This window comes from Variovorax sp. M-6 (assembly GCF_052114385.1).
Lineage (GTDB): Bacteria > Pseudomonadota > Gammaproteobacteria > Burkholderiales > Burkholderiaceae_C > Variovorax.
In genome coordinates this window covers 157,958-182,355 of the sequence record NZ_JBFREQ010000002.1, presented here as the reverse complement: position 1 = coordinate 182,355, position 24,398 = coordinate 157,958, and the positions used below count along the sequence as shown (strand labels likewise).

Below are 24,398 nucleotides of genomic sequence, written 5' to 3'. Positions count from 1 at the left end.
ACGGCGGAAAGATCCGGCCGACAAGGAGACCCGACATGTCCAGTCCCGCTGCGCCCCGCGTCGATACCGCCGCCCACCCCGTGCCCGACCGCCACGGGCAGAACCTCTTCACCACAGACACCGAGCTTCACAAGCTGCTGGCGCTGTACCTGCCGCCCGAGCTGCTGCAGCACATGCGACCGCACTTCGAGCGCCTGGGCGCCCTGGCCGGCGGCCCGCTCGACGAACTCGCGCAGACCGCCGACAAGAACCCGCCGACGCTGTCGCTGCGCACCCGCACCGGCATCGACGACCAGAAGGTGGTCAAGCATCCCGCCTACATCGAGATGGAGCGGCTCGCGCTGAGCGAGTTCGGACTGGCCGCGATGTCGCACCGCGACGAGACCCTGGGCTGGAGGGGAAAGATGCCGCCGCTGGTCAAGTACGTGCTGACCTACCTCTTCGTGCAGGCCGAGTTCGGCCTCTGCTGCCCGGTCTCGATGACCGACTCGCTGGCGCGCACGCTCAAGAAGTTCGGCAGCCCCGAACTGGTGACGCGCTTTCTTCCGCGCTTCCAGTCGCTCGACTTCGACACACTGGCCCAGGGCGCGATGTTCATGACCGAGCAGGCGGCCGGCTCCGACATCGCCGCGACCGTCACGCGCGCCTGGCAGGACGAGGCCGGCCAATGGCGCCTCGGCGGCGACAAGTGGTTCTGCTCCAACCCCGACGCCGACTTCGCGATGGTGCTGGCGCGCGCCGACGGCGCACCGGCCGGCATGAAGGGCGTGTCGCTGTTCCTGCTGCCGAAGCGGCTCGACGACGGCAGCGCCAACCACTACCGGATCCTGCGCCTCAAGGACAAGCTGGGCACGCGCTCGATGGCCAGCGGCGAGATCCGCCTCGAAGGCGCCGTGGCGTACCTGGTCGGCGAGGCGGGCCGCGGCTTCCAGCAGATGGCCGACATGGTCAACAACTCGCGCCTGTCGAACGGCGTGCGCGCCGCCGGCCTGATGCGCCGCGCGGTGGCCGAGGCCGAATACGTGGCCGGCGAGCGCCGCGCCTTCGGCCGCCGGCTGGCCGACATGCCCTTGATGCAGCGCCAGCTGCAGAAGCTCAGGCTGCCGGCCGAGCAGTCGCGCACCATGGTGTTCCAGACCGCCCTGGCGCTGGCGCGCTCGGACGGCGGCGACAAGACGGCCTACCCGCTGCTGCGCATCCTGACGCCGCTCATCAAGTTCCGCGCCTGCCGCGACGCCCGCAAGGTCACCGGCGATGCGATGGAAGTGCGCGGCGGCTGCGGCTACATCGAGGAATGGAGCGACCCGCGGCTGGTGCGCGACGCCCATCTCGGCTCGATCTGGGAAGGCACCAGCAACATCGTCGCGCTCGACGTGATCCGCGCGGTCAAGCGCGAGGAATCGCTGCCGGCGCTACAGGCGCACTTCGGTGCGCTGCTGGACGACTTGGCCGTGGCGCCGGCCTTCGCCCAGGCCCTGCGCGAAGCACTGGTGCGGGCGTCCGCACTGGCCGCCACCGCGGCGCACGAGGGTGGCGACGTGCTCGCACGCCAGGCGGCCTCGGCGCTCTACCACACCTGCAGCGCGATCGCGATGGCCTGGGAGGGCGTGCGCGGCGGCTCGGCGCAGCGCGTCGAGTGGGCGCAGCTGGTCCTGCTGCACCGCGTGCTGCCGCGCGACCCCCTGGCGCCGGACGGCCTGCCGGCGTCCTGGAATGCCGCGGCACCAGAGAAGCACGCGGCCGCGGCCTGACGCAACGAAGACAAGAAAGCAAGGAGACCACATGAAACTGCTCAAGACCCTCATCCTCGCCGCCAGCGTCGTCGCGCTGCCGGTGCTGCCTGCACTGTCGACGGCCCACGCGCAGACCTTCCCGACCAAACCCATCTCGCTGATCATCCCGTTCCCGCCGGGCGGCCCCACCGACGCGATGGCGCGCACGCTGGCGGCCGAGATCCGGGACCAGCTCGGGCAGCCCGTGATCGTCGAGAACCGCGCCGGCGCCGGCGGCAACATCGGCGCCGACTTCGTGGCGCGCGCCGAACCCGACGGCCACACGCTGATGTTCGGCACCTCGGGTCCGCTGGCCATCAATTCGAGCCTCTACCGCAAGATCAACTACGACCCGGTCAAGAGCTTCACGCCGGTGATCCAGGTCGGCCATCTGCCCAACATCCTGGTCGTGAACCCGGCGGTGCCCGCAAAGGACGTGCGCGAGCTCATCGCCTACGCCAAGGCCAACCCGGGCAAGCTGAGCTATGCCTCGTCGGGCAACGGCGCCTCCTCGCACCTGGCGGGCGTGCTGTTCAACGGCATCGCCGGCACCGACCTGCAGCACATCCCCTACAAGGGCACCGGCCCCGCGCTCAACGACCTGCTGGGTGGCCAGGTGTCGATGAGCTTCACCGACGTTCTGACCGCACTGCCCTACGTCAAGGCCGGCAAGCTGCGCGCGCTCGGCATCGCCACGGCGCAGCGCTCGCGGGCGCTCCCCGAGCTGCCGACGTTGGCCGAACAGGGCGTCACGGGCTACGACGTCAGCGTGTTCTTCGGCATCGTGGCGCCGGCCGGCACCCCACCGGCCACGGTCGCGAAACTCAACAAGGCCTTCGCCGATGCGCTCGCCACACCCAAGGTCAAGCAGCTGTTCGCCGCGCAAGGCCTGGAGCCCGCAACGGACGGCTCGCCGGAGCAGCTCGGCCGCTTCATCGTGTCCGAGACCGCCAAGTGGAAGGACGTGGTGAAGAAGTCCGGCGCGCAGCTGGACTGACGTCGCCGACACCCCGAAAGAGACGAGATCATGAAATTGCTGTCACGCATGCGCCTTCGCGGGCGCGGCCCCCTCGCCGCCGCGGCACTGTGCTTCGCTGCGGCGGCGACCGGCCAAACCTATCCGCAGCGACCGATCACGCTGGTCGTTCCCTACGCGCCGGGCGGCCCCACGGACCAGCATGTGCGCGCGCTCGCCGAGGAGGCAGGCAAGATCCTCGGGCAACCCATCGTGATGGACAACCGGCCCGGGGCCAGCGGAACCAATGGCGCCGCGGCATTGACCCGCGCCGCGCCCGACGGCTACACGCTGGCGGTGCTGCCGGCGTCGGTCTATCGCGAGCCCTACATCAACAAGGTCCCGTTCGACCCGAGGACCAGCTTCTCCTACGTGGTCCTGCTGTCCGACTACGCCTTCGGGCTGGCCGTGAAGGCCGATGCGCCCTGGAAGACCTGGAAGGACTTCGCGGCCGACGCCGCCAAGCGGCCCGGCAAGCTGAACATCGGCGCCACCGGCGCCGTGGGAACGCCGCGCATCGTCATGGACGAGATCGGCGAGGCCGCGAAGCTGCAATTCAACATGGTGCCGTTCAAGGGCGATGCCGATGTGACCAACGCCCTCCTCGGCGGCCACATCGATGCGGCGCCCTTGTCGGGCGTGGCCGTTCCGCACATCGAGGCCGGCAAGATGCGCTACCTGGTGATGCTCACGCCGCAACGCGTCAAGCGCTACCCGACGCTGCCGACCCTGAAGGACGAGGGCATCGACGCCTTCATCGATTCGCCCTACGGCATCGCCGGGCCCGCCGGCATGGATCCGGCCCAGGTCCAGCGGGTGCAGGACGCGTTCAGGAAGGCACTGGATTCCTCCGCCAGCCAGCGTGTGCTCGACCAATTGAACCAGCCCGTCAACTATCTGGGCGCCGCCGACTACCGCACGTACGCGCTCGCCAGTCACGCGCGCGAGAAGGACCGCGTCGAGCGCCTGCGCAAGAAGGGGTTGCTCGATTGAACGCCGGTCGGTCGCCTGCGAACATCCTCCAGGAAGAAGGGCCTGGCCTGCTCTTCGGCCTGCCGATGCCGATGGTTCAGGCCTTCGGCCTGCGCGGCGAACAGATCGGACACGACCGCACGCGCGTGCGCATGCCCTTCGACCCGATGCACACCAACAGCCGTGGCGACGTGCATGGCGGAGCCCTGGCCGTGCTGCTCGACTGCACGCTGTCCAGCGCAGTGCGCGCGCACGCGCCGACGCAATTCGGTGTCGTGACGATCGACATCACGGTCCATTTCGTCGCACCATCGAGCGGCGACGTGGTCGGCTCCGCGTCCTGCGCGCGACGCGGCCGATCGTTGTGCTTCGCGAGCGGCGAAGTGCGCGACACCCAGGGCGAACTGCTGGCACTGGCCACAGGCACCTTCAAGCTGGTCGAGCGCGCCGCGGCCGTTTGAACCCAACGGCCCGCCCCTCTTCTCTCATCCAAGGAAAACCATGACCGCGACTGCCAACACCGGCGCACTGGCCGGCATCCGCGTGCTCGATATCTCGCGCATCCTCGGTGGCCCGTATTGCGGCCAGATCCTCGGCGACCACGGCGCCGACGTGCTCAAGGTCGAGCCGCCGCAGGGCGACGACACGCGCACCTGGGGCCCGCCCTTCAAGGACGGCGTGGCTTCCTACTACCACGGGCTCAACCGCAACAAGCGCACGATGGCGCTCGACCTGGGCAGCGAGGCCGGGCGCGAGGCGCTGCTGGCGCTGCTGGCCGAGGCCGACGTGCTGATCGAGAACTTCAAGACCGGCACCATGGAACGCTGGGGCATCGGCTACGACACGCTGGCCAAGCGCTTCCCGCGGCTGGTCTGGTGCCGCGTGTCGGGCTTCGGCGCCGACGGCCCGCTCGGCGCACTGCCGGGCTACGATGCCGCGGTGCAGGCCCTGACCGGCATCATGAGCATCAACGGCGAGGCCGATGGCGGTCCGCTGCGCGTCGGGTTGCCGGTGGTCGACATGGTGACCGGGCTCAACGCGGTCATCGGCGTGCTGCTCGCGCTGCAGGAGCGCCAGCGCAGCGGACGCGGACAGTTCGTCGAGGCGGCGCTGTACGACAGCGGCCTGTCGCTGCTGCACCCGCACGCGGCCAACTGGTTCCTCGACGGCCAGCCGCCGCGCCGCACCGGCAACGCGCATCCGAACATCTATCCCTACGACGCGCTCAAGACCGGCACCGATCCGATCTTCCTGGCGGTGGGCAACGATCGCCAGTTCGCGAGCTTCTGCCGCTGCATCGGCCTGCCCGCGCTCAGCGACGATCCGCTCTACCGCGACGCCGGACTGCGCTCGGTCCACCGCGAGAGCCTGAAACAGCGTCTCGAGGCGCAGTTGGCGACGTTCGACGGCCGCCAGCTGGTCGACCAGCTCATGGCCGCGGGCGTGCCGGCAGCCCCCGTGCTGTCGGTCGACGCGGCGCTCGAACACCCACACACGGCGCATCGCGGCATGGTGGTCGAAATGAAAGGCGGCTACCGAGGCATCGGCTCGCCCGTGAAGCTGAGCCGCACGCCGGCAAGCTACCGACATGCCCCGCTGACGCCGGGCGAGAGCTTCTTCTAGGGCTTACTTCAGATAGGACCGGAGCGCCGCCACCACCGCCTCCGTGTCCTCGGCGCGCTGCGCCGCGCTCGCGTCGGGGCCCAGATGCTCCCGGATATGGCCTTCGAGCACCTCCAGCATCAGTCCGTTGACGGCGCCGCGTATCGCCGCGATCTGCTGCAGGACCGCCATGCATTCGGTTCCCTCGCCCAGCGAACCCTCCAGCGCCGCCGCCTGGCCCTTGATGCGGCGCACCCGTGCCAACAGCTTCGCGCTTCCTGTGATCGTGTGGGTCATGCGCGAATTCTAGGACTGGCCGATATACTGGGGTGCAGTATATGACCACGCGGACCTCTCACGCCGCCCGGGGCTGGCAGCACACCCACGTCTTCGACGAGGGCAATCCGTTGGCCGAACGGGCCACGCTGTGGGCCGCGGCATTGACGGCGCTCATGATGGTGGTGGAGATCGCCGGTGGATGGGCCTTCAACTCGATGGCGCTGCTGGCCGATGGCTGGCACATGAGTTCGCACACGGTGGCCCTGGGCCTGTCGGTCGCCGCCTATGTGGCGGCCAGGCGATTCGCCGATGACCATCGCTTTGCCTTCGGCACCTGGAAGATCGAGATCCTGGGCGGCTACACCAGCGCGATCCTCCTGGCGATGGTGGCCGCGTCGATGCTCTACCAGTCGATCGAGCGGCTGCTGGCCCCGACCGCCATCCACTATGACCAGGCGATCATGATCGCGATCGTTGGCCTGCTGGTGAACCTGGCGTGCGCCTGGCTGCTGCGCGGCGGCCACCATCACGGCCATCATCACCACGATCACGACGCGCACGGGCATCACGACCTGAACCTGCGCTCGGCCTACGTGCACGTGGTGGCGGACGCCGCCACCTCGGTGCTCGCGATCGTCGCCCTGTTCGGCGGCAAGCTGTGGGGCGCGAGCTGGCTGGACCCGGTGATGGGGATCGTGGGCGCCGTGCTGGTCGCCGCGTGGTCCTGGCGGCTGCTGCGCGATTCAGGCCGCGTGCTGCTCGACGCCGAGATGAACGCACCGGTGGTGGCCGAGATCCTCGAGGTCATCGAGGCCAGTCCGGTGCCGGCAACCCTCTGCGACCTCCACGTCTGGCGCGTGGGCAAGGGCAAGTACGCCTGCATCGTCTCGCTCGCCACCCACGGCGACGTCGGGCCCGACTACTTCAAGCAGCAATTGCGCATCCACGAAGAACTGGTCCACATCTCCGTCGAGGTGAACCACCTCGACGCGGATGGGGACGTCAAGCCAGCATCTGCTCCGCAATCAGCTGCCAGTGGGGCGCATCGACCGGTGTGATCGACAGCCGATTGCCCCGGCGCAGCACGAGCATGTCGGCCAGCGCGGGCGTCGCGCGCAACTCGGGCAGCGACAGCAGCCGGGTCTTGCGCAAGGCCTGCACGTCCAGCAACAGCCAGCGCGGCTGTTCGGGCTTGGACGCCGCATCGAAGTAAGGCGAGGCCGGATCGAACTGCGTCGGATCGGGCCGCGTGCCCGACGCCACGCGCGCAATGCCCGCGATGCCGGGCTCGGGGCAACTGGAGTGATAGAACAGCACACCGTCGCCGACCTGCATCGCATCGCGCATGAAGTTGCGCGCCTGGTAGCTGCGCACGCCGGTCCAGGGCACGGTCGCATCGGGCGCTGCGAGCGCGTCGTCGATCGAGCACTCGTCGGGCTCGGACTTCATCAGCCAGTATCCGGACATGGCGGTGTCGCGCAGCGCGTCGGTCAGACCAGCAAGGCGTTGACCCGGCGCACGTAGGCAGCGGGATCGGCGGGCAGGCCTCCTTCGGCCAGCAGCGCCTGGTCGAACAGGATGTTGGCCAGGTCGTCGAAATGGGACGAGCTCTCCAGCTTCCTGACCAGCGGATGCTCGGCGTTGACTTCGAGCACCGGCTTGAGGTCGGGCGCCGGCTGGCCTGCCTGCTTGAGCATGCGCGCGAGCTGGGTGCTCATGCCGCCATCCTGCACCACCAGGCAGGCCGGCGAGTCGACCAGGCGGGTGGTGACGCGCACGTCCTCCGCCTTGTCCTTGAGCGCCTCCTTGAGCCGCTCCAGCAGCGGCTTGAAGGACTCGGCCGCTTCCTCGGCCGCCTTCTTCTCGGCCTCGTCCTGCAGCTTGCCCAGGTCGACCGCGCCCTTGGCCACGCTCTGCAGCGCGGTGCCGTCGAACTCGGTCAGGTAGTTGAGCGCCCACTCGTCGACGCGATCGGTCATCAGCAGCACCTCGATGCCCTTCTTCTTGAAGATCTCGAGCTGCGGGCTGTTCTTGGCGGCGGCCAGCGTGTCGGCCGTGATGTAGTAGATCGCGTCCTGGCCCTCCTTCATGCGCGACTTGTAGTCGGCGAAGCTCACGCTGGCGGTGTCGGTGGTGCTCGAGGCGAAGCGCAACAGCTTCGCGATCCGGTCGCGGTTGCCGAAGTCCTCGCCCAGGCCTTCCTTGAGCACCGAGCCGAATTCGGCATAGAACCTGGCGTACTTGCCCGACTCGTCGGCGTACTCGGCCGCGGCCTCGGCGGCCGGCATGCTGTGATCGGCCTTCTTGTCGACCACGTCGGTGACTCCTTCGGTCGGCTCGGGCGCCGGCACCGATTCACCGGAGCCGACGTCGATCTTGCCTTCGCCGCTCTCGGCCGCCGTCTTCTGCTTCTTGGCCAGGTCTTCGAGCATGCCGAGCACGCGCTTGGTGCTGCCCTCGCGGATCGCCTTCACGTCGCGGCTCTCCTGCAGCAGCTCGCGGCTGACGTTGAGCGGCAGGTCGGCGGAGTCGATCACGCCCTTGACGAAGCGCAGGTAGCTCGGCAGCAGCGCCTCGGCGTCGTCCATGATGAAGACGCGCTTGACGTAGAGCTTGACGCCCGCGCCCTTGTCGCGGTTCCACAGGTCCATCGGCGCCTTGGCAGGGATGTAGAGCAGCTGCGTGTACTCGGTGTTGCCCTCGACCCGGTTGTGGCTCCAGGCCAGCGGCGCCTCGAAGTCGTGGCTGACGTTCTTGTAGAACTCGACGTACTGCTCTTCGGTGATGTCCTTCTTCGGCCGGCTCCAGAGGGCGTTGGCCTGGTTGACCGGCTCCCATTCGCCGGTCTTGACCATCGCGCCGCCCTTGTTGTCCTCGCCTTCCTTCCACTCTTCCTTCTCCATCAGGATCGGCAGCGAGATGTGGTCGGAATACTTGCCGATGATCGACTTGAGCTTCCAGGCGTTGAGGTATTCCTCGGCGTCGTCGCGCAGGTGCAGGGTGACGCTGGTGCCCCGCTCGGGGCGGGTGATGGTGTCGACCTCGAAGTCGCCGGCGCCGCTGCTGACCCAGCGCACGCCCTCTTCGGCCGCCAGGCCGGCGCGGCGCGACTCGACCGTGATCTTGTCGGCCACGATGAAGCCCGAGTAGAAGCCGACGCCGAACTGGCCGATCAGCTGCGCGTCGGCCTTCTGGTCGCCCGACAGCCGGCTCATGAATTCCTTGGTGCCGCTCTTGGCGATGGTGCCGAGGTGGTCGATGGCTTCCTGCTGGCTCATGCCGATGCCGCTGTCGGTGATGGTGAGGGTCTTGGCCTCGGCGTCGAAGGCGACGCGCACTTCCAGCTTGGGCTGATCCTCGAACAGCGCGGGCTGGTCGATGGCCTCGAAGCGCAGCTTGTCGCAGGCGTCCGAGGCGTTCGAGATCAGCTCGCGCAGGAAGATTTCCTTGTTCGAGTAGAGCGAATGCGTGACCAGGTGCAGCAACTGGGCGACTTCGGCCTGGAACGGGAGTTTGGTCTTGGAGATGGTCATGGCGCGAGAACAATCAAAGGGGGACAAACGGTTCGCCAGCGGCGAACGTTCAACTTTACAAGACCTGGGGTTGCCCGTCCCGTTTCGCAAGGGCCGCCCCGCTTCCAAGGCTTGCGAGGCTCAGCGCGGCTGCGACTCCACCTCGCGCGTCCAGCGGTCGATCAGCCGCTTGCGCTCGGCCGCCTGGCCGTACTTCTCGAAGTCGTACTTGATGAGCTTGACCCCGTCCATCGACGGAATCCGGGGATCCGGCTTGAAGGTCCTGTTGGCCGGCGACTGCAGGCTGCCGGCCCTGGCGCCGATCGACTGCCCGGCCGGGCTCATGAGCCAGTCGTAGTAGCGCAGCGCATTGGCACGGTTGCGAGCGCCTTTCACCAACGCGATGCCGCCGACCTCGTAGCCCGTGCCCTCGCACGGCGCCGCGGTCTTGACCGGGTACTTGTCGTGGCGCCACTTGTCGAAGCCGAAGATGAAGCTGATGCCGACCGCGACCTCGCCCTTGGCCACGTTGGGCGCCTGGGCCTGGCCGCTGCGGGTGTAGGCGGTGGTGTTGCGGTGCAGCTTCTTCAGGTAGTCGAAGGCGGCGTCCTCGCCCATCAGCTGGACCAGCCCGGCGATGATGGTGTAGCCGGTGCCGCTGGTGGCGGGATGCGACATCTCGATCTCGCCCTTGTACTCGGGCTTGATCAGGTCGGCCCAGCAGCGCGGCTCGGGCAGGTGCTTCTTCTTGAGCACCTCGGTGTTGAAGCCGAAGCCCATGGCGCTGGTGTAGAAGCCGCCGACCCGGTTGCCCGACATCGCGTACTGCCGCACCGACCAGTCGTACAGGTCGTTGACGTAGGCCGGACGGTAGGGCTCGAGCAGGCCTTCTTCGGCCGCCTGCAGGAAGGGGTCGCCGGTGCCGCCCCACCAGATGTCGGTCTTGGGGTTGGCCGACTCGGCCCGCAACTGGGCGCCGATCTCGCCGGTGCCCTTGTGCGCCTGCAGCACCCGGATCCCGGTGGCGCGCGTGAACTCCGTGGCGGCCGCCTCGCACCAGCCGGAGTCGGTACTGCAGAGCGCGTTGACCGTGCCCTGCGCGCCAGCGTTCGTCGCCGCCAGGAGTCCGAGCAGGGCGCTGGCGAGGGCAAGGGATCTGGAAACGAAGAGCCGCATGACGTATCCCGGGTTTCACGAAGGAAACCGCAGGATAGCGCCTGGCCGCCCTCCCGCTCAGCGCGGCGTGCCCGACGTGATGCCGGCCATGCCGGTCGACTGGCCGATCGACTCGGTGTTCATGGGGTGCGCCGCTTCGACCGCGCCCTTGTAGACCTCTTCGCGCGTGAGCTGCGACTTGACCGGTGCCGCGGTCGATTCGCCGACGGGCTCGGTGCCGGTCGGACGGGCCGCCGCCATGGCGCCCGCGTTCACTTCGGGCTTGGGCGCCGAGTTGCTTGTCTGCATCGGACGATAGTCCGAGCCGTCCGACTGCGCGCTCGCGGTCATCGAAGCAAAGGCTGCGAGGGTAGCGAAAGTGCCGAGGGCGATGACTTTGACGGAAGCATGCATGAGAGGTCTCCTGGAGTTGCATCGGGTCGCGCCCCGCATCACGCCAACGGCGGCGCGGGGGACCTGTAGCCACTCTAGGCAGCCAGTCTGAGACAGGAATGAGCGAAGAATGAGTTCAGGATGAGCCCGGCAGATACACCCGCGCCCGCAGGCCCGCGCCATCGGTCCGGTTCGCGAGCACGATGCGCAGGCCATTTCGCAGCGCGGCCGCCTGCGCGATGGCGAGGCCCAGTCCGCTGCCACCGGCCGGCGCGCCCGCCACGCGGAAGAAGCGGTTGAAGACGCGCTCGAGCTGGTCGGCCGGAATGCCCGGACCGTTGTCCAGCACGTCGACCACCGGTTGTCCATCGACGATGTGAAGCCTGACGTCGACCACGCCGCCTTGCGGCGCATAGCGCACCGCGTTGTCGATGAGGTTGTCGAACACGCTGCGCAGTTCGGCCGGGGGGGCGCAGACGTGCGGTGCGATGCGGCCTTCGAAGCCGACGTCGACACGCCGCCGGTCGGCCAGCACCATCAACTGGCCCACGCTGTCGCGCAGCAGCGTCGCCACGTCGACCGGTCCGCGCGCACTCGCCGCGGGCGCATCCTGTCGCGACAGGCGCAGCAACTGCTCGATGAGGTGCTGCGCGCGCTTGACGCCGCTCTCGAGCTGGGCAAAGCGCTCGACCGCGGCGCCGGCCGGCACGTGGGCGCGCAGATTCTCGATCTGCAGGCCGATCGCAGTCATCGGCGTGCGCAGTTCGTGCGCCGCATCCTGCATGAACCGACGCTGCGCCGACAGGGAATTGCGCAGCCGCCCGAGCAGGCTGTTGAAGGCGGTGACCAGCGGTGCGATTTCCTCCGGCACGCTGGCGATGGGAACCTCGGCCGGATCGCCCTCCTCCTGCGCCGCGACATCGCGCGCGACGGCGCGCAGCGAGCGCGAGGCGGCCGACACGATGAACAGCAGGATCAACAGCGTGACAGGCAGCATCAGCAGGATCGGCAGGCTTTCCAGCAGCGCGCGGCGCACGATGCGGTTGCGGCGGAAGCTGTCGTTCTGCACCACCTGCACACGCGGCATGTCCGCGAGCGTGCCGGCCTCGGCGGTGTAGACGCGCCAGGCGTCCTCCCTCCGGGTGCCCACGCGAACGTCGCTGAATCCCGGCTCGGACTGCAACGGCAGGTCGAGCCCCGGCCACGAGGAGGCCAGCAGCCTGCGGCCGTCCGTGGTCCAGATCTGGACCACGAAACTGCCGCGGCGGATGGCGTCGTCGGCGGTGGCAGGCGGCAAGGTCGGAGGCCGGCGGTGGCTCGCATGGGAATCGGCCACGAGGCGCATCTGGTCGTCCATGAAGGTGTTGACCAGCCGGCCGTAGGCGCCGTAGGAAAGCCAGACCGTGGCCGCGATCGCCACCAGGTGCAGCGCCACGAGCCACAGCAGCAGCCGTCCGCGCAGCGACCGGAGCCGAAAGGGCGCCTTCACGCCGGAACGACCCGCCAACCGAGCCCGCGCACGTTGCGTATCGCATCGGCGCCAAGCTTGCGCCGCATGCCGTGGATCACGACGTCGATCGCATTGCTGGTGACCTCCTCGCCCCAGCCGTAGATCCGATCCTCGAGCTGCTCGCGCGACAGGATCGCGCCGGGCCGCTCCAGCAGCGCGTGCAGCAGCGCGAACTCGCGCGCGGTCAGGACCTCGCGCACGCCGTTCACGATCACGTCGCGCGTGGTGAGGTCGAGCTGGAGCGCCGCGGTGCCGATCACCGAATGCGCCGCGCCGTCGCGGCGCCGCACCACGGCGCGCATGCGCGCCAGCAGCTCGCGCAGCTCGAAGGGCTTGAGCAGGTAGTCGTCGGCACCGAGGTCGAGAGTTTGGATGCGGTCGTCGAGCCCGTCTCGCGCGGTGAGCACCAGAACCGGCGTGGCGTCGCCGCGCTTGCGCGCGCGCCGCAGGACTTCGGTGCCGTCCTCCTGGGGCAGACCGAGATCGAGCAGGACGCAGGTGTAGCCGCCGTCGGCCAGGGCGCTGTGCGCCAGCGCGCCGTCGCGCACCCAGTCGACCGACCATCCGGCGTTGTCGAGCGCATGCACGAGGCTGCGGCCGATCATTTCGTCGTCTTCCACGAGCAAGGCGCGCACAGGGTCTCTCCTTGGGTCCGTCACACCATTGCGGGTGAGGCTACGCCTGATTTCTTAGTCATGCATGAGCAGGCTTTGCGGCACTGCAACAGGATCGGTCAGGTGGTGTTCAGTGAGCACGCGCAGGATGACGGCTCCGTCACACATCGTTTCAGGAGCACCCCGGATGAATCTCGCCCTCAAGACATTGCTGGTCGCCGCCGGCCTGCTGGGCGCGCTCGGCGTCCAGGCCCAGCAGCTTCCAGCAGGCGCCCCGGCAGGAAGCACCGTCCAGTGCAAGGATGGCAGCTTCGCCTCGCCCGACACCAAGTCGGGCGCCTGCCGTGGCCACAAGGGCATCGAGACCTGGTACGGAAAGGCCGACGCCAAGGCCGCCGCGCCGCCCGCCGCGGCTGCGGCGCCAGCAGTCGAGACCCAGTCGGCGGCCGTCAACAAGACCGGCGTCGCCCCCAGCACCGGCGCAGCCACCAAGGCGCCCGCCAAGCCCGATCCTTCGACAATGGCCGCGGCGCCCGGTGGCGGCGCCGGCAAGGTCTGGGCCAACAGCGAGACCAAGGTCTACCACTGCATGGGCGACCGCTACTACGGCAAGACCAAGAAGGGCGAGTACCTGACGGAAGCCGAGGCCAAGACCAAGGGCATGCACGCTTCGCACAACAAAGCATGCAGCTGAGCGCGCCGCCGGAGCGGCGCGCCTCGGAACGCTAGAAGCGCTCGTTCGGCCCGAGATAGCGCCACGCCCCGACCGGCAGATTACCCAGCACCACGTTGCCGATGCGGATGCGCTTCAGGCCGACGACCTTGAGCCCGACCTGCTCGCACATGCGGCGGATCTGCCGCTTCTTGCCTTCGGTCAGCACGAAGCGCAGCTGCTCGGGGTTCTGCCAGTCGACCTTGGCCGGCTTGAGCGGCTGGCCGTCCAGGCTCAGGCCGTGGCGCAGCCGGGCCAGTTCCTCGCGCGGAAAGGCGGCCTGCGAGTTCTGCGCCACCGGACCATAGGAGACCCGCACCAGGTATTCCTTCTCGATGCCCGAGTCCTCGCCGATCAGCTGGCGCGCCACCCGGCCGTCCTGCGTCAGCACCAGCAGGCCGACCGAATCGATGTCGAGCCGGCCGGCAGGCGCCAGGCCGCGCAACTGCGGCGGCGAGAAGCGGTTGCGGCTCGGATCCTCGCGCCAGTGGGTGCGCGGGTTGATCAGCACGATCGCCGGCTCGTGGCCGTCCTCGGCCTGGCCGCTGACGTAGCCCATCGGCTTGTGCAGCAGGATCGTCACCTGCTGCTGTTGCTGGTTCTGGGCCTTCTTGTCGACCTCGATGCGGTCGGCGGGCAGCACCTTGACGCCCATTTCGGCCACCTGGCCGTTGACCTTGACCCAGCCCTGCGCGATCCAGTCGTCGGCCTCCCGGCGCGAACACAGGCCCAGTTCGGCCATGCGCTTGTTGAGACGGGAGGGTGCGGGGATATCGGGCATGGGACGTCTGGCTGGGGTTCGGATCGCGCTTCCCGCGGAAACGGCAGGCTCGGCGGAGCATTCTCCGCGTTTTCGCGCGGTCCGGGCGAGCCGGCGACCACGCCCTCGGCGCCGTGCGTTTTTCACGCAAGCCGCGGCTGTTGCAACCCTGCGTGCCGCGGCGTGATTTCGTTGCTGTGCGGGCGCGCATCGGGTGCGTACAACCGGTCCCATGAACTGAGCAAGGGGCCACACCATGGACACGGATCACATCGCACTGATCGTCGACGAACCGATCGCCGGCCATTTCTACTGGGTGCTGCAGAAACAGGACGGCGGCGACTGCCGGCCGATCGATGCCGCCGAGGGGCCGATGCCCACCTACGGCGCGGCCATGATGGCCGGGATCGCGGCGCTGCAGCGGCGCGCCGATGCGCGCGGGCCCGACGCCGGCGACCTCCCGATCGTCACCGCCTACGTGGACCCGCGAGAGGATCTGGGGCCGCCCGCGATCCACTGACGGGGCTCGAATTCGCGGTTCGAGACGGCGGGCATCTCCCATCGCGAGCTCCGGGCAGGTCTCGTTGAGGCACACTCCCGGCGCATGTGCGCCGCGCCCCCGCGGTGCCAGAACAACGAGACTCCCCGATGATCCGAAAGCTGCTCACCATCGCCGCCCTGGCGCTGGCATTCACCGCCGCGCAGGCCCAGCCCTATCCCGCCAAGCCGGTGCGCCTGATCGTGCCCTTCCCGCCCGGCGGCGGCACCGACATCCTGTCGCGGCTGGTCGCCAACAAGCTCACGGAGACCAGCAAGTGGACCGTGGTGCCCGACAACCGCGCCGGTGCCGGCGGCACCATCGGCATCGCCGAGGCGGTGCGCGCGGCGCCCACCGGCTACGACATGGTCATGGGCCAGAAGGACAACATGGTGGTCGCGCCATGGCTCTACAAGAACCTCAGCTACGACCCGACCAAGGACCTGACGGCGGTGGCGCACGTGGCCTACACGCCGGTGGTGATCGTCACCCGCAGCGAGTCGAAGTTCAAGACGCTGGCCGACGTCGTCGCCGCCGCGCGCGCGGCACCCGACTCGATCACCTACGGCTCGCCCGGCAACGGCACCACCATCCACCTGGCCGGCGAGATCTTCAAGTCCGCCGCCAACATCAAGATGCGCCATGTGCCCTACAAGGGGTCCAACGCCGCGATGATGGACGTGCTGGCCGGCAACGTCGACCTGATGGTGTCGTCGCTGCCTTCGGCCATGGGACAGATCAAGTCGGGCAAGCTGCGGCCGCTGGCCGTGACCTCGGCGCGCCGCAGCAGCTCGCTGCCCGAGGTGCCCACGGTGGCCGAACTGGGCTACAAGGACTTCGACGTCAGCACCTGGTATGGCCTCTTCATGCCCGCGGGCACGCCGAAGGACATCGTCGCCACCGTCAACGCCGAGGTCAACAAGCTGCTCGCAACCCCCGAGATGAAGGCCGCGATCGTGGCCCAGGGCGCCGAGCCGCAGGCGATGACGCCGGAGCAGCTCCAGACGCTGCTGAAGAGCGACTACGAAAAATGGCGCGGCATCGTGCAGGCGTCAGGCGCGGTGATCGAATAACCCCCAGGTTGCCCGCACTTCGTGTCGGGCGCCCACCCCCTTCCAGGGGGCAACACCAGCGGCCCGGCGAAGCCGGTTCCGCGGTGGAACTGTTGCTCGCCCCCAGGTTGGGCTCACTTCGTGTAGCCCGCCCACCCCCTACCGGGGGCAACACCAGCGGCCCGGCGAAGCCGGTTCCGCGGTGTTTCACCAACAGGCCTGGCTGCGCCGGCCGGATGGGGTCAGTCTCGGATATCGGCAACCGGATTGCTGCCGAAATCGGGGCGCTCCAGGTACTTCAGGATCTTGGCGGCGGCGGACGCTGGCGTGTCCAGCAGGCCATCGGCCTTGAACTTCTCGAAGCGCGCGCGGTCCGGGAACATGTCGGCCTCGCTCTCGCGCAGGGCGACCTGCATGTCGGTGTCGATGATGCCCGGCGCCAGCGAGACGATGCGCGCTCCGCGAGTCGCCGCCTTTTCCTCGAGCGCCACGGCGCGCGAGAAGTGGTCCATGCCGGCCTTGGCCGCGCAATAGGGCGCCTGGCTGCCCATCGCGTTGCGGCCCAGTCCCGAGGAAATGTTGAGCACCTTGCGGTCGGCGCGCCAGCCCTTGGTCGCGCCAAGGAATGCGGACGCCAGCAGCATGGGCGCCTCCAGCCCGACGCGCAATGCCTGCGCGAGCTCGCTCGCGACTGCCTCCGACAGCGGGCGCGGGCGGCCGACCGTGCCGGCGTTGTTGATCAGGATGGCGCTGTCGAAGGCGCCGGCTTCGAGGCCCTGCAGCCAGGTGGCAAGCCGAGCCGCCGCCGGCACCGGATCGGAGAGGTCCAGTTGCCACTGTTCCAGTTCGGCGCCGGCCTCGCGGGCGCGGACCGCGAGTTCTGCGTCGCTCTGGCGGGAGATGCACAGCAGGCGCTGGCCGGGTTGCAGCAGCTGCTCGGCCATGGCGCGGCCGAGGCCGCGGGAAGCGCCGGTGATGACGGTGAGGCGGGATGAAGTCATGGTGGTTTCTTGGATTTTCGTGAGCTAAGGCGCGCCGGGCGGCTGTTGCGCCCTTCCCGGCGCTTCCAATGGTATCGGCGGCTGACTAGAATCGGCCGGCTTTCACACCCTCCGGCCATGCCCACCCACTACCAAGCGGCACGCGAGCCGAGCCACTTCGCCAAGCGCTTCGGTCTCGCCTGCAGTCCGGAGGCCTCACTGGTCCGCCCGGGCCAGCAGGGGTGGTTCGTCCGCCGCCCGCGCGCCGACGGCACGGCACAGGACCCCTTGGCCCGCTTCGAGATCGCCCCCGGGCGCTGGGGCCTGATCCCGCTATTCAGCAAGGATGGCCAGGATCTCCACACCCACGAGGCGCGCAGCGAGACCGCTTTCGCCGAACGCAACTTCTACCAGCCCTGGAAGCGCGGCCATCGCTGCGTGATCCTCGCCGATGCCGTGTTTCAGGACGGCGACGGCGACGACTCGACCGTGCGCGTGTCGCGCATCGACGGCCAGCCGCTCGCGCTCGCCGGTCTCTGGAACGGCTGGCGCTCGCCGGTCGGCGAATGCGTCGAGAGCTTTGCGCTCCTGACCTTCGGCTTGCCGGACCATCCGGAGCAGCGCCGCACCGCCATCCTGCGGGATGCCTGGATCGACGACTGGCTGCATTGCCCGGTGGAGGAAACCGCAGCCTACCTGCGCCCCTATACGGACGACAAGCTGGCGCGGGACACGCTGCCGTTTGACGCCGCAGACGGCCCCTTGGCCGGGCAACGCGATCTCCGGCAATAGCGTGAACAGGCGCTAGTCCGCCAACCGCAACTCCTCGATCAGTCCGGCGATGTTGCCGACCTCCAGCTTCTCGTAGATCGCCTGGATCTGGTTGCGCACGGTGGCCGGCGAACGGGTCAGCGTCTGCGCGATCTCCTTGTGGGTGTCGCCCTTGGCGATCAGCTTCGCGATGGTGAACTCGCGTGCGGTCAGGCCGTCGGCGCGGCAGCGCGGCCGGGCCTTGAGGAACAGCAGTTGCTGCTCGAGGCGCGCGTCCACCACCAGCGCACGGCCGAGAAAGCGCTCGCCGTCCTGCTGGAAATGGGCCGACAGGGCGGCCGGCAGCCGGCGCTCGTGCCAATCGTCCCATTCCTCGCCCGCCAGCGCCGCGAAGCGCGCATCGGCGTGGTAGACGACGCCGCGCAGATCGGCGATCGCGCTGCCGCGGGACACTGCGCCCGGCTCCACCGGACTGAGGCGCTCCAGGTGCATCTTGCGGTTGATTGCCAGCGCCTCCATCACGTGCGGCGCCAGCAGTTCGAGCCGGGCGATCTCCGCCGGCGTGTAGTCGGCATCGCGGTCGGCCCGATAGAGCAGGATCCAGTGGGCGAAGCGGGTCGACGGGTCGATGACCGTGGTGGCCAGCATGTTCTCGATCTCGAAGCGCCGCAAGAAGTCCCGGATCTCGCGCTGGCCGGGCTCGCCGAACCAGCGATCGAGATTGAAGCCGCGAGTCGCCCGAGGCTGGGAGAACATGCCGCCGACCGCCGTGTCCAGGTGCTTCACCGACTCGTAGGCCGGCAGCATGTCGGGCGACTTGTTGTGCAGGTGCACGGTGTGGATGTCGGCCCCAACCTGCGAGGGCGCGGCCGTGCCCCACAGCGAGGAGTCGAAGGGCAGCACCCCTTTGACGAGATCCAGCGCCGCGTCCTGGAAGTCGGTGATCGGCAGTTCCTGGGCCATGCGGTAGAGCCGCAGGAGCAGTTGGCTGTAACGTTGCAATTCGTCGAGTGTTTCCATCTGCGCGTGTTGTTGTGGTTGGAAATATTGCGGGTGCATTGTCCATGCCGGCCGGCAGGCAGGCTCGGACGGCACTAGGGCATGCCCTTTCCCGCGGTCCCGCTCGCGCGCAGCGCCGCCAGGTCGAGCACGCGCAGCCCGCCATACTCGACCCGGATGGCACCCTGCGCCTGCAGCGCGCGCAGGGCCTCGTTGACCCGCTGGCGCGACAGCCCGATCAGGTAGGCCAGCTCCTGCTGCGTGATGCGCAGCAGCTCGCCCACGCCCGGGAACAGCACCGGGTTGAACAGCGCCGCGAGGTTGCGCGCCACGCGCAGGTCGGGGTCGTTGAGGCGGTCGGTCTCGCGCGCCGCGATGAACTGGGCCAGCCGCTCGTTGAGCTGGTTCATCACGAAGCGGTTGAAGCCGATCGAGTGGTCGAGCAGCCAGTGGAAATCGTCGATCGGCAAGCCCGCCACCACGCTGTGCCGCAGCGCCTGGACGTTGTAGCGGTAGGGTTCGCGCTTGAGCACCGTGCCCTCGCCGAACCAGCCGCCCGGCGGCAGGCCGCTGTACGTCATCGAGGTGCCGTCGGCGTTGTCGTTGCTCATCTTGAGCAGGCCCGCGACGACGCCGAACCAATAGGTCGGCGGCCGGCCGATGCGGCAGACGAGGTCGCCTGGCTCGGCATCGCTGACCACCACGGCCGCCTCGGCGCGACGGCGCTCGGCGGACGTGAGCGCGTGCATCCAGGGGATGTTGTCGAGCTCGCCGCCGCTGGCCGGGCGCACCCGGTCGCGGATCGAGGAATTGCCGTTGTCAGTGCCGACGCGCATCGGGAAACTCCGGGGAGTGTTGTCCCTAGGATTGTCGTTGAAACGACAAGCTGGCGTCAAAGTTGGTCCTACAGTCCGCCCATCGTGCAGACCACCGCCACCACATTTCCTCGCCTTCTGCTAGGCCATGCCGCTCAGCAGCCCGACGCCCCCGCCGTGCGCGAGAAGGATCTCGGCATCTGGCAGACCTGGAGTTGGGCGGCCGCGGCACGCGAGGTGCGCGAGCTGGCCTGCGGCCTGGCGAGCCTGGGCTTCAAGGCCGGCGACAACCTCGCGATCGTCGGCGCCAACCGGCCGCATCTCTACCTCTCGGTGGTCGCGGCGCAGTGCCTGCGTGGCGTTCCGGTGCCGCTCTACCAGGACGCGGTGGCCGCCGAGATGGTCTTCATGCTGCAGGACGCCGCGGTCGAGTTCGTGATCGCCGAGGACCAGGAGCAGGTCGACAAGCTGCTCGAATGCCGCGAGACCGCACCGGCGATCCGCCACATCATCTACGACGATCCGCGCGGCCTGCGCCACTACGACCAGCCGGGCATCCTGGGCTACGAGCAGCTGTGCGAACTGGGCCGGGCCTGGGACGCGGCGCATCCGGGCTTCTTCGAGCAGAGCGTGGCGGGCGGCGAGCCCGGCGACGTCGCCGTGATCCTCTACACCTCGGGCACCACCGGGCGGCCCAAGGGCGTGTGCCAGACCCACGCAAGCTTCATCGCCGCGGGCCGTGGCGGCGTCGAGACCGACAAGCTGGGCCCCGGCGACAACATCATGAGCTACCTGCCGATGGCCTGGGTCGGCGACCACCTGTTCTCGGTGGCGCAGTGGCTGGTCGGCGGCTTCACCCTCAACTGCCCGGAGTCGGCCGAAACCGTGATGAACGACATGCGCGAGATCGGGCCGAGCTACTACTTCGGCCCGCCGCGCACTTTCGAGGGCCTGCTGACGGCCGTGTCGATCCGCATGGAGGACGCGGCCGCGCCCAAGCGCTGGCTGTACGCGAAATTCATGGCGCTGGCGCGGCGCGTGGGCGCCGACATCCTCAACGGCGCGCCCGTCGGCTTCGGCGACCGCGTGCTGTACGGCCTCGGCAACCTGATGGTCTACGGGCCGCTGCGCAACGTGCTGGGCATGAGCCGCATCCGAGTGGCCTACACCGCGGGCGCGGCGATCGGCCCCGACCTGTTTCGCTTCTACCGCTCGATCGGCGTCAACCTGAAGCAGTTCTACGGCCAGACCGAGACCTGCGCCTACGTCTGCCTCCAGCAGGACGGCAAGGTCAAGCTGCAGACCGTGGGCAGCGCGGCGCCCGGCATCGAACTGCGGATTGCCGACGACGGCGAGGTGCTGGTGCGCGGCGTGTCGGTGCTGAAGGAATACTACAAGCGGCCCGACGCGACCGCCGAGGTGCTCGATGCCGACGGCTACTTCCACACCGGCGACGCCGGCGTGCTCGATGCCGAAGGGCACCTGCGCATCATCGACCGTGCCAAGGACGTGGGCCGGATGCGCGGCGGCGCGATGTTCGCGCCCAACTACATCGAGAACAAGCTCAAGTTCTTCCCGCAGATCAAGGAAGCGGTGTGCTTCGGCGACCGGCGCCAGGAGGTCTGCGCCTTCATCAACATCGACTTCGAGGCCGTGGGCAACTGGGCCGAGCGGCGCGGACTGGCCTACGGCGGCTACGTCGACCTCGCGGGCAAGCCCGAGGTGCTGACGCTGGTGGCCGAGTGCATCGCCCAGGTCAACGCCGACCTCGCAAGCGAGGAAGGCATGGGCGACACCCAGATCGCGCGCTTCCTGGTGCTCCACAAGGAGCTCGACCCGGACGACGACGAGCTCACCCGCACGCGCAAGGTGCGGCGCGGATTCATCGCCGACAAGTACGCGGTGCTGGTCGAGGCGCTGTATGCCGGCAAGACGGAGCAGTTCATCGAGACGCAGGTCAAGTTCGAGGACGGCCGCACCGGCGTGGTCAGCGCGACCTTGAAGATCGTCGAGGCCCAGTGCTTCCCCCCTCTGAAAGCAGCGGCATGAGCAGCAGGAAGATCGGCGAGGTCATCCTCGACGTGCAGAACATCTCGCTCAGCTTCGGCGGCGTGAAGGCGCTGACCGACATCAGCTTCGACGTCCGCGAGCACGAGGTGCGCGCGATCATCGGGCCCAACGGCGCGGGCAAGAGCTCGATGCTCAACTGCATCAATGGCGTCTACCAGCCGCAGCAGGGCCAGATCACATTCCGCGGCCAGCACTTCAAGCACATGAACTCGCGCCAAGTGGCCGAGATGGGCGTGGCGCGCACCTTCCAGAACCTGGCGCTGTTCAAGGGCATGAGCGTGCTCGACAACATCATGACCGGGCGCAACCTCAAGATGAAGAGCGGGATCCTGGCCCAGGCGCTGCGCTGGGGCCCGGCCCAGCGCGAGGAAATCGCACAGCGCGAGTTCGTCGAACGCATCATCGACTTCCTCGAGATCCAGCTGCATCGCAAGACGCCCGTGGGCCGCCTGCCCTACGGCCTGCAGAAGCGCGTCGACCTCGGCCGCGCGCTGGCGATGGAGCCGCAGGTGCTGCTGCTCGACGAGCCGATGGCCGGCATGAACGTGGAGGAGAAGCAGGACATGAGCCGCTTCATCCTCGACGTCAACGACGAGTTCGGCACCACCATCGTGCTGATCGAGCACGACATGGGCGTGGTGATGGACATCTCGGACCGCGTGGTGGTGCTGGACTACGGCAAGAAGATCGGCGACGGCACGCCCGACGAGGTTCGCAACAACGAGGACGTGATTCGCGCGTACCTGGGCACGGAGAGCACATGACCCCCCACACTCATCACTGCGTGTATCGCTGCCCCCGGAGGGGGCGCTCAGTGCCCTTCGGGCGGCCGGGCGGGCACTGACATGGGCTTTTTCCTCGAAACCCTGTTCGGCGGCCTGATGGCCGGCATGCTCTACGCGCTGGTCGCGATCGGCTTCGTGCTGATCTTCAAGGCCTCGGGCGTCTTCAACTTCGCGCAGGGCGCGATGGTGCTGTTCGCGGCGCTCACGATGGCGCGCTTCGCCGAATGGATCCCGCGCTGGACCGGCCTCGAGAACATGCTGGTGATCAATCTGCTGGCGGCCTGCGTGGCGGCCGCGGCGATGGTCGTCGTGGCCTGGCTGGTCGAGCGGCTGGTCCTGCGCCACCTGGTGAACCAGGAAGGCATCACGCTGCTGATGGCGACGCTGGGCATCAGCTACTTCCTCGACGGCGCGGGCCAGTTGCTGTTCGGCAGCAGCACCTACAAGATCGACGTCGGCATGCCCAAGGACCCGATGATCGTGCTGGAAAACACCTTCCAGGGCGGCCTTCTGCTGAGCAAGGAAGACCTCTACGCCGCGGCCATGGCGGCGGTGCTGGTGGTTGCGCTGTCGCTGTTCTTCCAGAAGACCAAGACCGGCCGCGCGCTGCGCGCGGTGGCCGACGACCACCAGGCCGCGCAGTCGATCGGCATTCCGCTGTCGCGCATCTGGGTGATCGTGTGGTCGGTCGGCGGCCTGGTCGCACTGGTGGCCGGGATCATCTGGGGCTCCAAGCTCGGCGTGCAGTACTCGATCTCGCTGGTGGCGCTCAAGGCCTTCCCGGTCGTGATCCTCGGCGGCCTGACCTCGGTGCCCGGAGCCATCCTGGGCGGCCTGATCATCGGCGTCGGCGAGAAGCTGTCCGAGATCTACATCGGGCCGATGGTCGGCGGCGGCATCGAGAACTGGTTCGCCTACGTGCTGGCACTGGCCTTCCTGCTTGTGCGGCCGCAGGGCCTCTTCGGCGACAAGATCATCGACCGCGTCTAGGGCTTCAAGAACATGTTCTATCGCGAAAACGGTCAGTTCAAGACCAGCTACCAAAGCGACCTGCAGATCTTCCCGGTGGCGCAGGACCGCATCGTGCTCGCACTGTTCGCACTGGCGGCTTTCGTCGCCGTGCCGATGCTGGCCAGCGACTACCTGTTCCGGGCCGTTCTGGTGCCCTTCCTGATCCTGTCGCTGGCGGCCATCGGGCTCAATGTGCTGGTCGGCTACTGCGGTCAGATCTCGCTCGGCACCGGGGCCTTCATGGCGGTCGGGGCCTATGCGGCCTACAACCTGAACGTGCGCATCGAGGGCATGCCCCTGCTGCTGTCGCTGATCGGCGGCGGGCTGTGCGCGATGGTCTTCGGCATCCTGTTCGGCATTCCGAGCCTGCGCATCCGCGGGCTCTACCTCGCGGTGGCGACGCTGGCGGCGCAGTTCTTCGTCGACTGGTTCACCAACCGCGTGGCCTGGGTCACGAACGGCTCCTCGTCGGGCTCGGTCAGCGTCTCCGCCCTGAGCCTGTTCGGCCTTCCGCTCGACACGCCGGCGCGCAAGTACCTGCTGTGCCTCTCGCTGCTGGTGCTGCTCGGCCTGATGGCCAAGAACCTGGTGCGCGGCGCCATCGGCCGCGAATGGATGGCGATGCGCGACATGGACGTGGCGGCCGCGGTGATCGGCATCCGCCCGGTCTACGCCAAGCTCAGCGCCTTCGCGGTGAGCTCCTTCATCGTCGGCGTGGCCGGCGCGCTGTGGGGATTCGTGCACCTGGGGTCCTGGGAGCCGGCGGCCTTCGGCATCGACAAGTCCTTCCAGCTGCTGTTCATGGTGATCATCGGCGGGCTCGGATCGATCGTCGGCGCGGTGTTCGGCGCCGCCTTCATCGTGCTGCTGCCGCTGTTCCTGAACCTGGTGCCGCACTGGCTCGGCCTGTCGATCTCGACCGGCACCGCCTCCTTCCTCGAACACATGATCTTCGGCGCGCTGATCGTCTTTTTCCTGATCGTCGAGCCGCATGGCCTGGCAGCCCTGTGGGCCACCGCGCGGCAGAAGCTGCGCCTGTGGCCCTTCCCCCATTGACCGCATCGATTCCGCACCCCGTCCA

At 68.5% G+C, this 24,398-nt stretch carries 25 protein-coding genes; 14 read left to right on the top strand and 11 right to left on the bottom strand.

Features of this window, described 5'->3' with window-relative positions:
- Nucleotides 1–35: 35 nt before the first annotated feature.
- From AB4Z46_RS03350 to AB4Z46_RS03330, 5 genes are all read left to right on the top strand, one after another.
- Entirely contained in the window at nucleotides 36–1,751 is a 1,716-nt protein-coding gene (locus tag AB4Z46_RS03350; RefSeq protein ID WP_442282054.1) for an acyl-CoA dehydrogenase family protein, read from the top strand.
- 31 nt (nucleotides 1,752–1,782) lie between these two features.
- The gene (locus AB4Z46_RS03345; protein ID WP_442282053.1) at nucleotides 1,783–2,769 is read left to right on the top strand and encodes a Bug family tripartite tricarboxylate transporter substrate binding protein; all 987 of its coding nucleotides are present in this window, start codon (nucleotides 1,783–1,785) and stop codon (nucleotides 2,767–2,769) included.
- A gap of 30 nt (nucleotides 2,770–2,799) precedes the next feature.
- Entirely contained in the window at nucleotides 2,800–3,780 is a 981-nt protein-coding gene (locus tag AB4Z46_RS03340) for a tripartite tricarboxylate transporter substrate binding protein (protein ID WP_442282052.1), read from the top strand.
- A 65-nt stretch (nucleotides 3,781–3,845) separates the two neighbouring features.
- Complete coding sequence (locus AB4Z46_RS03335; protein WP_442282244.1) at nucleotides 3,846–4,220, top strand: PaaI family thioesterase; 375 nt, start codon at nucleotides 3,846–3,848, stop codon at nucleotides 4,218–4,220.
- Nucleotides 4,221–4,260: 40 nt separating this feature from the next.
- Nucleotides 4,261–5,382, top strand: coding sequence for a CaiB/BaiF CoA transferase family protein (locus AB4Z46_RS03330; RefSeq protein WP_442282051.1), 1,122 nt, complete (start codon nucleotides 4,261–4,263; stop codon nucleotides 5,380–5,382).
- Nucleotides 5,383–5,385: 3 nt separating this feature from the next.
- Here the strand turns inward: AB4Z46_RS03330 and AB4Z46_RS03325 are convergent, their stop codons facing one another.
- Nucleotides 5,386–5,658, bottom strand: a complete 273-nt coding sequence (locus AB4Z46_RS03325) for a metal/formaldehyde-sensitive transcriptional repressor (RefSeq protein WP_442282050.1) — start codon at nucleotides 5,656–5,658, stop codon at nucleotides 5,386–5,388.
- A 41-nt stretch (nucleotides 5,659–5,699) separates the two neighbouring features.
- Here AB4Z46_RS03325 and dmeF point away from each other — a divergent pair, with 41 nt between their 5' ends.
- Nucleotides 5,700–6,698, top strand: coding sequence for a CDF family Co(II)/Ni(II) efflux transporter DmeF (gene dmeF, locus AB4Z46_RS03320; RefSeq protein WP_442282049.1), 999 nt, complete (start codon nucleotides 5,700–5,702; stop codon nucleotides 6,696–6,698).
- Here dmeF and AB4Z46_RS03315 read toward each other — a convergent pair.
- From AB4Z46_RS03315 to AB4Z46_RS03290, 6 genes are all read right to left on the bottom strand, one after another.
- Nucleotides 6,643–7,107 carry an EVE domain-containing protein gene (locus tag AB4Z46_RS03315; protein WP_442282048.1) on the bottom strand — a complete coding sequence of 155 codons (465 nt, stop codon included), beginning with the start codon at nucleotides 7,105–7,107 and terminating at the stop codon, nucleotides 6,643–6,645. The genes dmeF and AB4Z46_RS03315 overlap by 56 nt on opposite strands.
- Nucleotides 7,108–7,130: 23 nt before the next feature.
- Nucleotides 7,131–9,173: a molecular chaperone HtpG gene (htpG, locus tag AB4Z46_RS03310; protein ID WP_442282047.1), complete on the bottom strand. Its 2,043-nt coding sequence runs from the start codon at nucleotides 9,171–9,173 to the stop codon at nucleotides 7,131–7,133.
- 120 nt (nucleotides 9,174–9,293) lie between these two features.
- Entirely contained in the window at nucleotides 9,294–10,328 is a 1,035-nt protein-coding gene (locus AB4Z46_RS03305; RefSeq protein ID WP_442282046.1) for an ABC transporter substrate-binding protein, read from the bottom strand.
- A gap of 57 nt (nucleotides 10,329–10,385) precedes the next feature.
- Nucleotides 10,386–10,721, bottom strand: coding sequence for a hypothetical protein (locus tag AB4Z46_RS03300; RefSeq protein WP_442282045.1), 336 nt, complete (start codon nucleotides 10,719–10,721; stop codon nucleotides 10,386–10,388).
- Between the two features lie 115 nt (nucleotides 10,722–10,836).
- Complete coding sequence (locus AB4Z46_RS03295) at nucleotides 10,837–12,189, bottom strand: sensor histidine kinase (protein ID WP_442282044.1); 1,353 nt, start codon at nucleotides 12,187–12,189, stop codon at nucleotides 10,837–10,839.
- The gene (locus AB4Z46_RS03290; protein WP_442282043.1) at nucleotides 12,186–12,845 is read right to left on the bottom strand and encodes a response regulator; all 660 of its coding nucleotides are present in this window, start codon (nucleotides 12,843–12,845) and stop codon (nucleotides 12,186–12,188) included. The genes AB4Z46_RS03295 and AB4Z46_RS03290 overlap by 4 nt, the downstream gene beginning before the upstream one ends.
- 166 nt (nucleotides 12,846–13,011) lie before the next feature.
- Here AB4Z46_RS03290 and AB4Z46_RS03285 point away from each other — a divergent pair, with 166 nt between their 5' ends.
- Nucleotides 13,012–13,518 carry a DUF3761 domain-containing protein gene (locus AB4Z46_RS03285; RefSeq protein WP_442282042.1) on the top strand — a complete coding sequence of 169 codons (507 nt, stop codon included), beginning with the start codon at nucleotides 13,012–13,014 and terminating at the stop codon, nucleotides 13,516–13,518.
- A 31-nt stretch (nucleotides 13,519–13,549) separates the two neighbouring features.
- Here the strand turns inward: AB4Z46_RS03285 and AB4Z46_RS03280 are convergent, their stop codons facing one another.
- Complete coding sequence (locus tag AB4Z46_RS03280; protein WP_442282041.1) at nucleotides 13,550–14,317, bottom strand: pseudouridine synthase; 768 nt, start codon at nucleotides 14,315–14,317, stop codon at nucleotides 13,550–13,552.
- Nucleotides 14,318–14,552: 235 nt separating this feature from the next.
- Between AB4Z46_RS03280 and AB4Z46_RS03275 the strand changes: the two genes are divergently transcribed.
- Both AB4Z46_RS03275 and AB4Z46_RS03270 read left to right on the top strand, forming a co-directional pair.
- Nucleotides 14,553–14,816 (top strand): hypothetical protein, encoded by a 264-nt coding sequence (locus tag AB4Z46_RS03275; protein WP_442282040.1) that lies wholly within the window; start codon nucleotides 14,553–14,555, stop codon nucleotides 14,814–14,816.
- Nucleotides 14,817–14,944: 128 nt separating this feature from the next.
- Entirely contained in the window at nucleotides 14,945–15,907 is a 963-nt protein-coding gene (locus tag AB4Z46_RS03270) for a Bug family tripartite tricarboxylate transporter substrate binding protein (RefSeq protein ID WP_442282039.1), read from the top strand.
- 221 nt (nucleotides 15,908–16,128) lie between these two features.
- Here AB4Z46_RS03270 and AB4Z46_RS03265 read toward each other — a convergent pair whose 3' ends face one another.
- Complete coding sequence (locus AB4Z46_RS03265) at nucleotides 16,129–16,887, bottom strand: SDR family NAD(P)-dependent oxidoreductase (protein WP_442282038.1); 759 nt, start codon at nucleotides 16,885–16,887, stop codon at nucleotides 16,129–16,131.
- 117 nt (nucleotides 16,888–17,004) lie between these two features.
- Between AB4Z46_RS03265 and AB4Z46_RS03260 the strand changes: the two genes are divergently transcribed.
- Nucleotides 17,005–17,658, top strand: coding sequence for an SOS response-associated peptidase family protein (locus AB4Z46_RS03260; protein ID WP_442282037.1), 654 nt, complete (start codon nucleotides 17,005–17,007; stop codon nucleotides 17,656–17,658).
- Nucleotides 17,659–17,670: 12 nt separating this feature from the next.
- On the opposite strand, the gene AB4Z46_RS03255 is transcribed toward AB4Z46_RS03260, so the two are convergent.
- Nucleotides 17,671–18,657: a helix-turn-helix transcriptional regulator gene (locus AB4Z46_RS03255; RefSeq protein ID WP_442282036.1), complete on the bottom strand. Its 987-nt coding sequence runs from the start codon at nucleotides 18,655–18,657 to the stop codon at nucleotides 17,671–17,673.
- Between the two features lie 74 nt (nucleotides 18,658–18,731).
- Nucleotides 18,732–19,472 carry a Crp/Fnr family transcriptional regulator gene (locus AB4Z46_RS03250; protein ID WP_442282035.1) on the bottom strand — a complete coding sequence of 247 codons (741 nt, stop codon included), beginning with the start codon at nucleotides 19,470–19,472 and terminating at the stop codon, nucleotides 18,732–18,734.
- Nucleotides 19,473–19,556: 84 nt separating this feature from the next.
- On the opposite strand from AB4Z46_RS03250, the gene AB4Z46_RS03245 reads away from it, so the two are divergent.
- From AB4Z46_RS03245 to AB4Z46_RS03230, 4 genes are all read left to right on the top strand, one after another.
- Nucleotides 19,557–21,500 carry an AMP-dependent synthetase/ligase gene (locus AB4Z46_RS03245; RefSeq protein ID WP_442282034.1) on the top strand — a complete coding sequence of 648 codons (1,944 nt, stop codon included), beginning with the start codon at nucleotides 19,557–19,559 and terminating at the stop codon, nucleotides 21,498–21,500.
- A complete protein-coding gene (locus AB4Z46_RS03240; RefSeq protein WP_442282033.1) occupies nucleotides 21,497–22,285 on the top strand; it encodes an ABC transporter ATP-binding protein in 789 nt (262 codons plus the stop codon). Before AB4Z46_RS03245 ends, AB4Z46_RS03240 begins: the two co-directional genes overlap by 4 nt.
- A gap of 81 nt (nucleotides 22,286–22,366) precedes the next feature.
- Entirely contained in the window at nucleotides 22,367–23,296 is a 930-nt protein-coding gene (locus AB4Z46_RS03235) for a branched-chain amino acid ABC transporter permease (RefSeq protein WP_442282032.1), read from the top strand.
- Nucleotides 23,297–23,308: 12 nt separating this feature from the next.
- On the top strand, nucleotides 23,309–24,373 hold the full coding sequence (locus tag AB4Z46_RS03230) for a branched-chain amino acid ABC transporter permease (RefSeq protein WP_442282031.1): 1,065 nt from the start codon (nucleotides 23,309–23,311) through the stop codon (nucleotides 24,371–24,373).
- The last annotated feature ends 25 nt before the right edge of the window (nucleotides 24,374–24,398 follow it).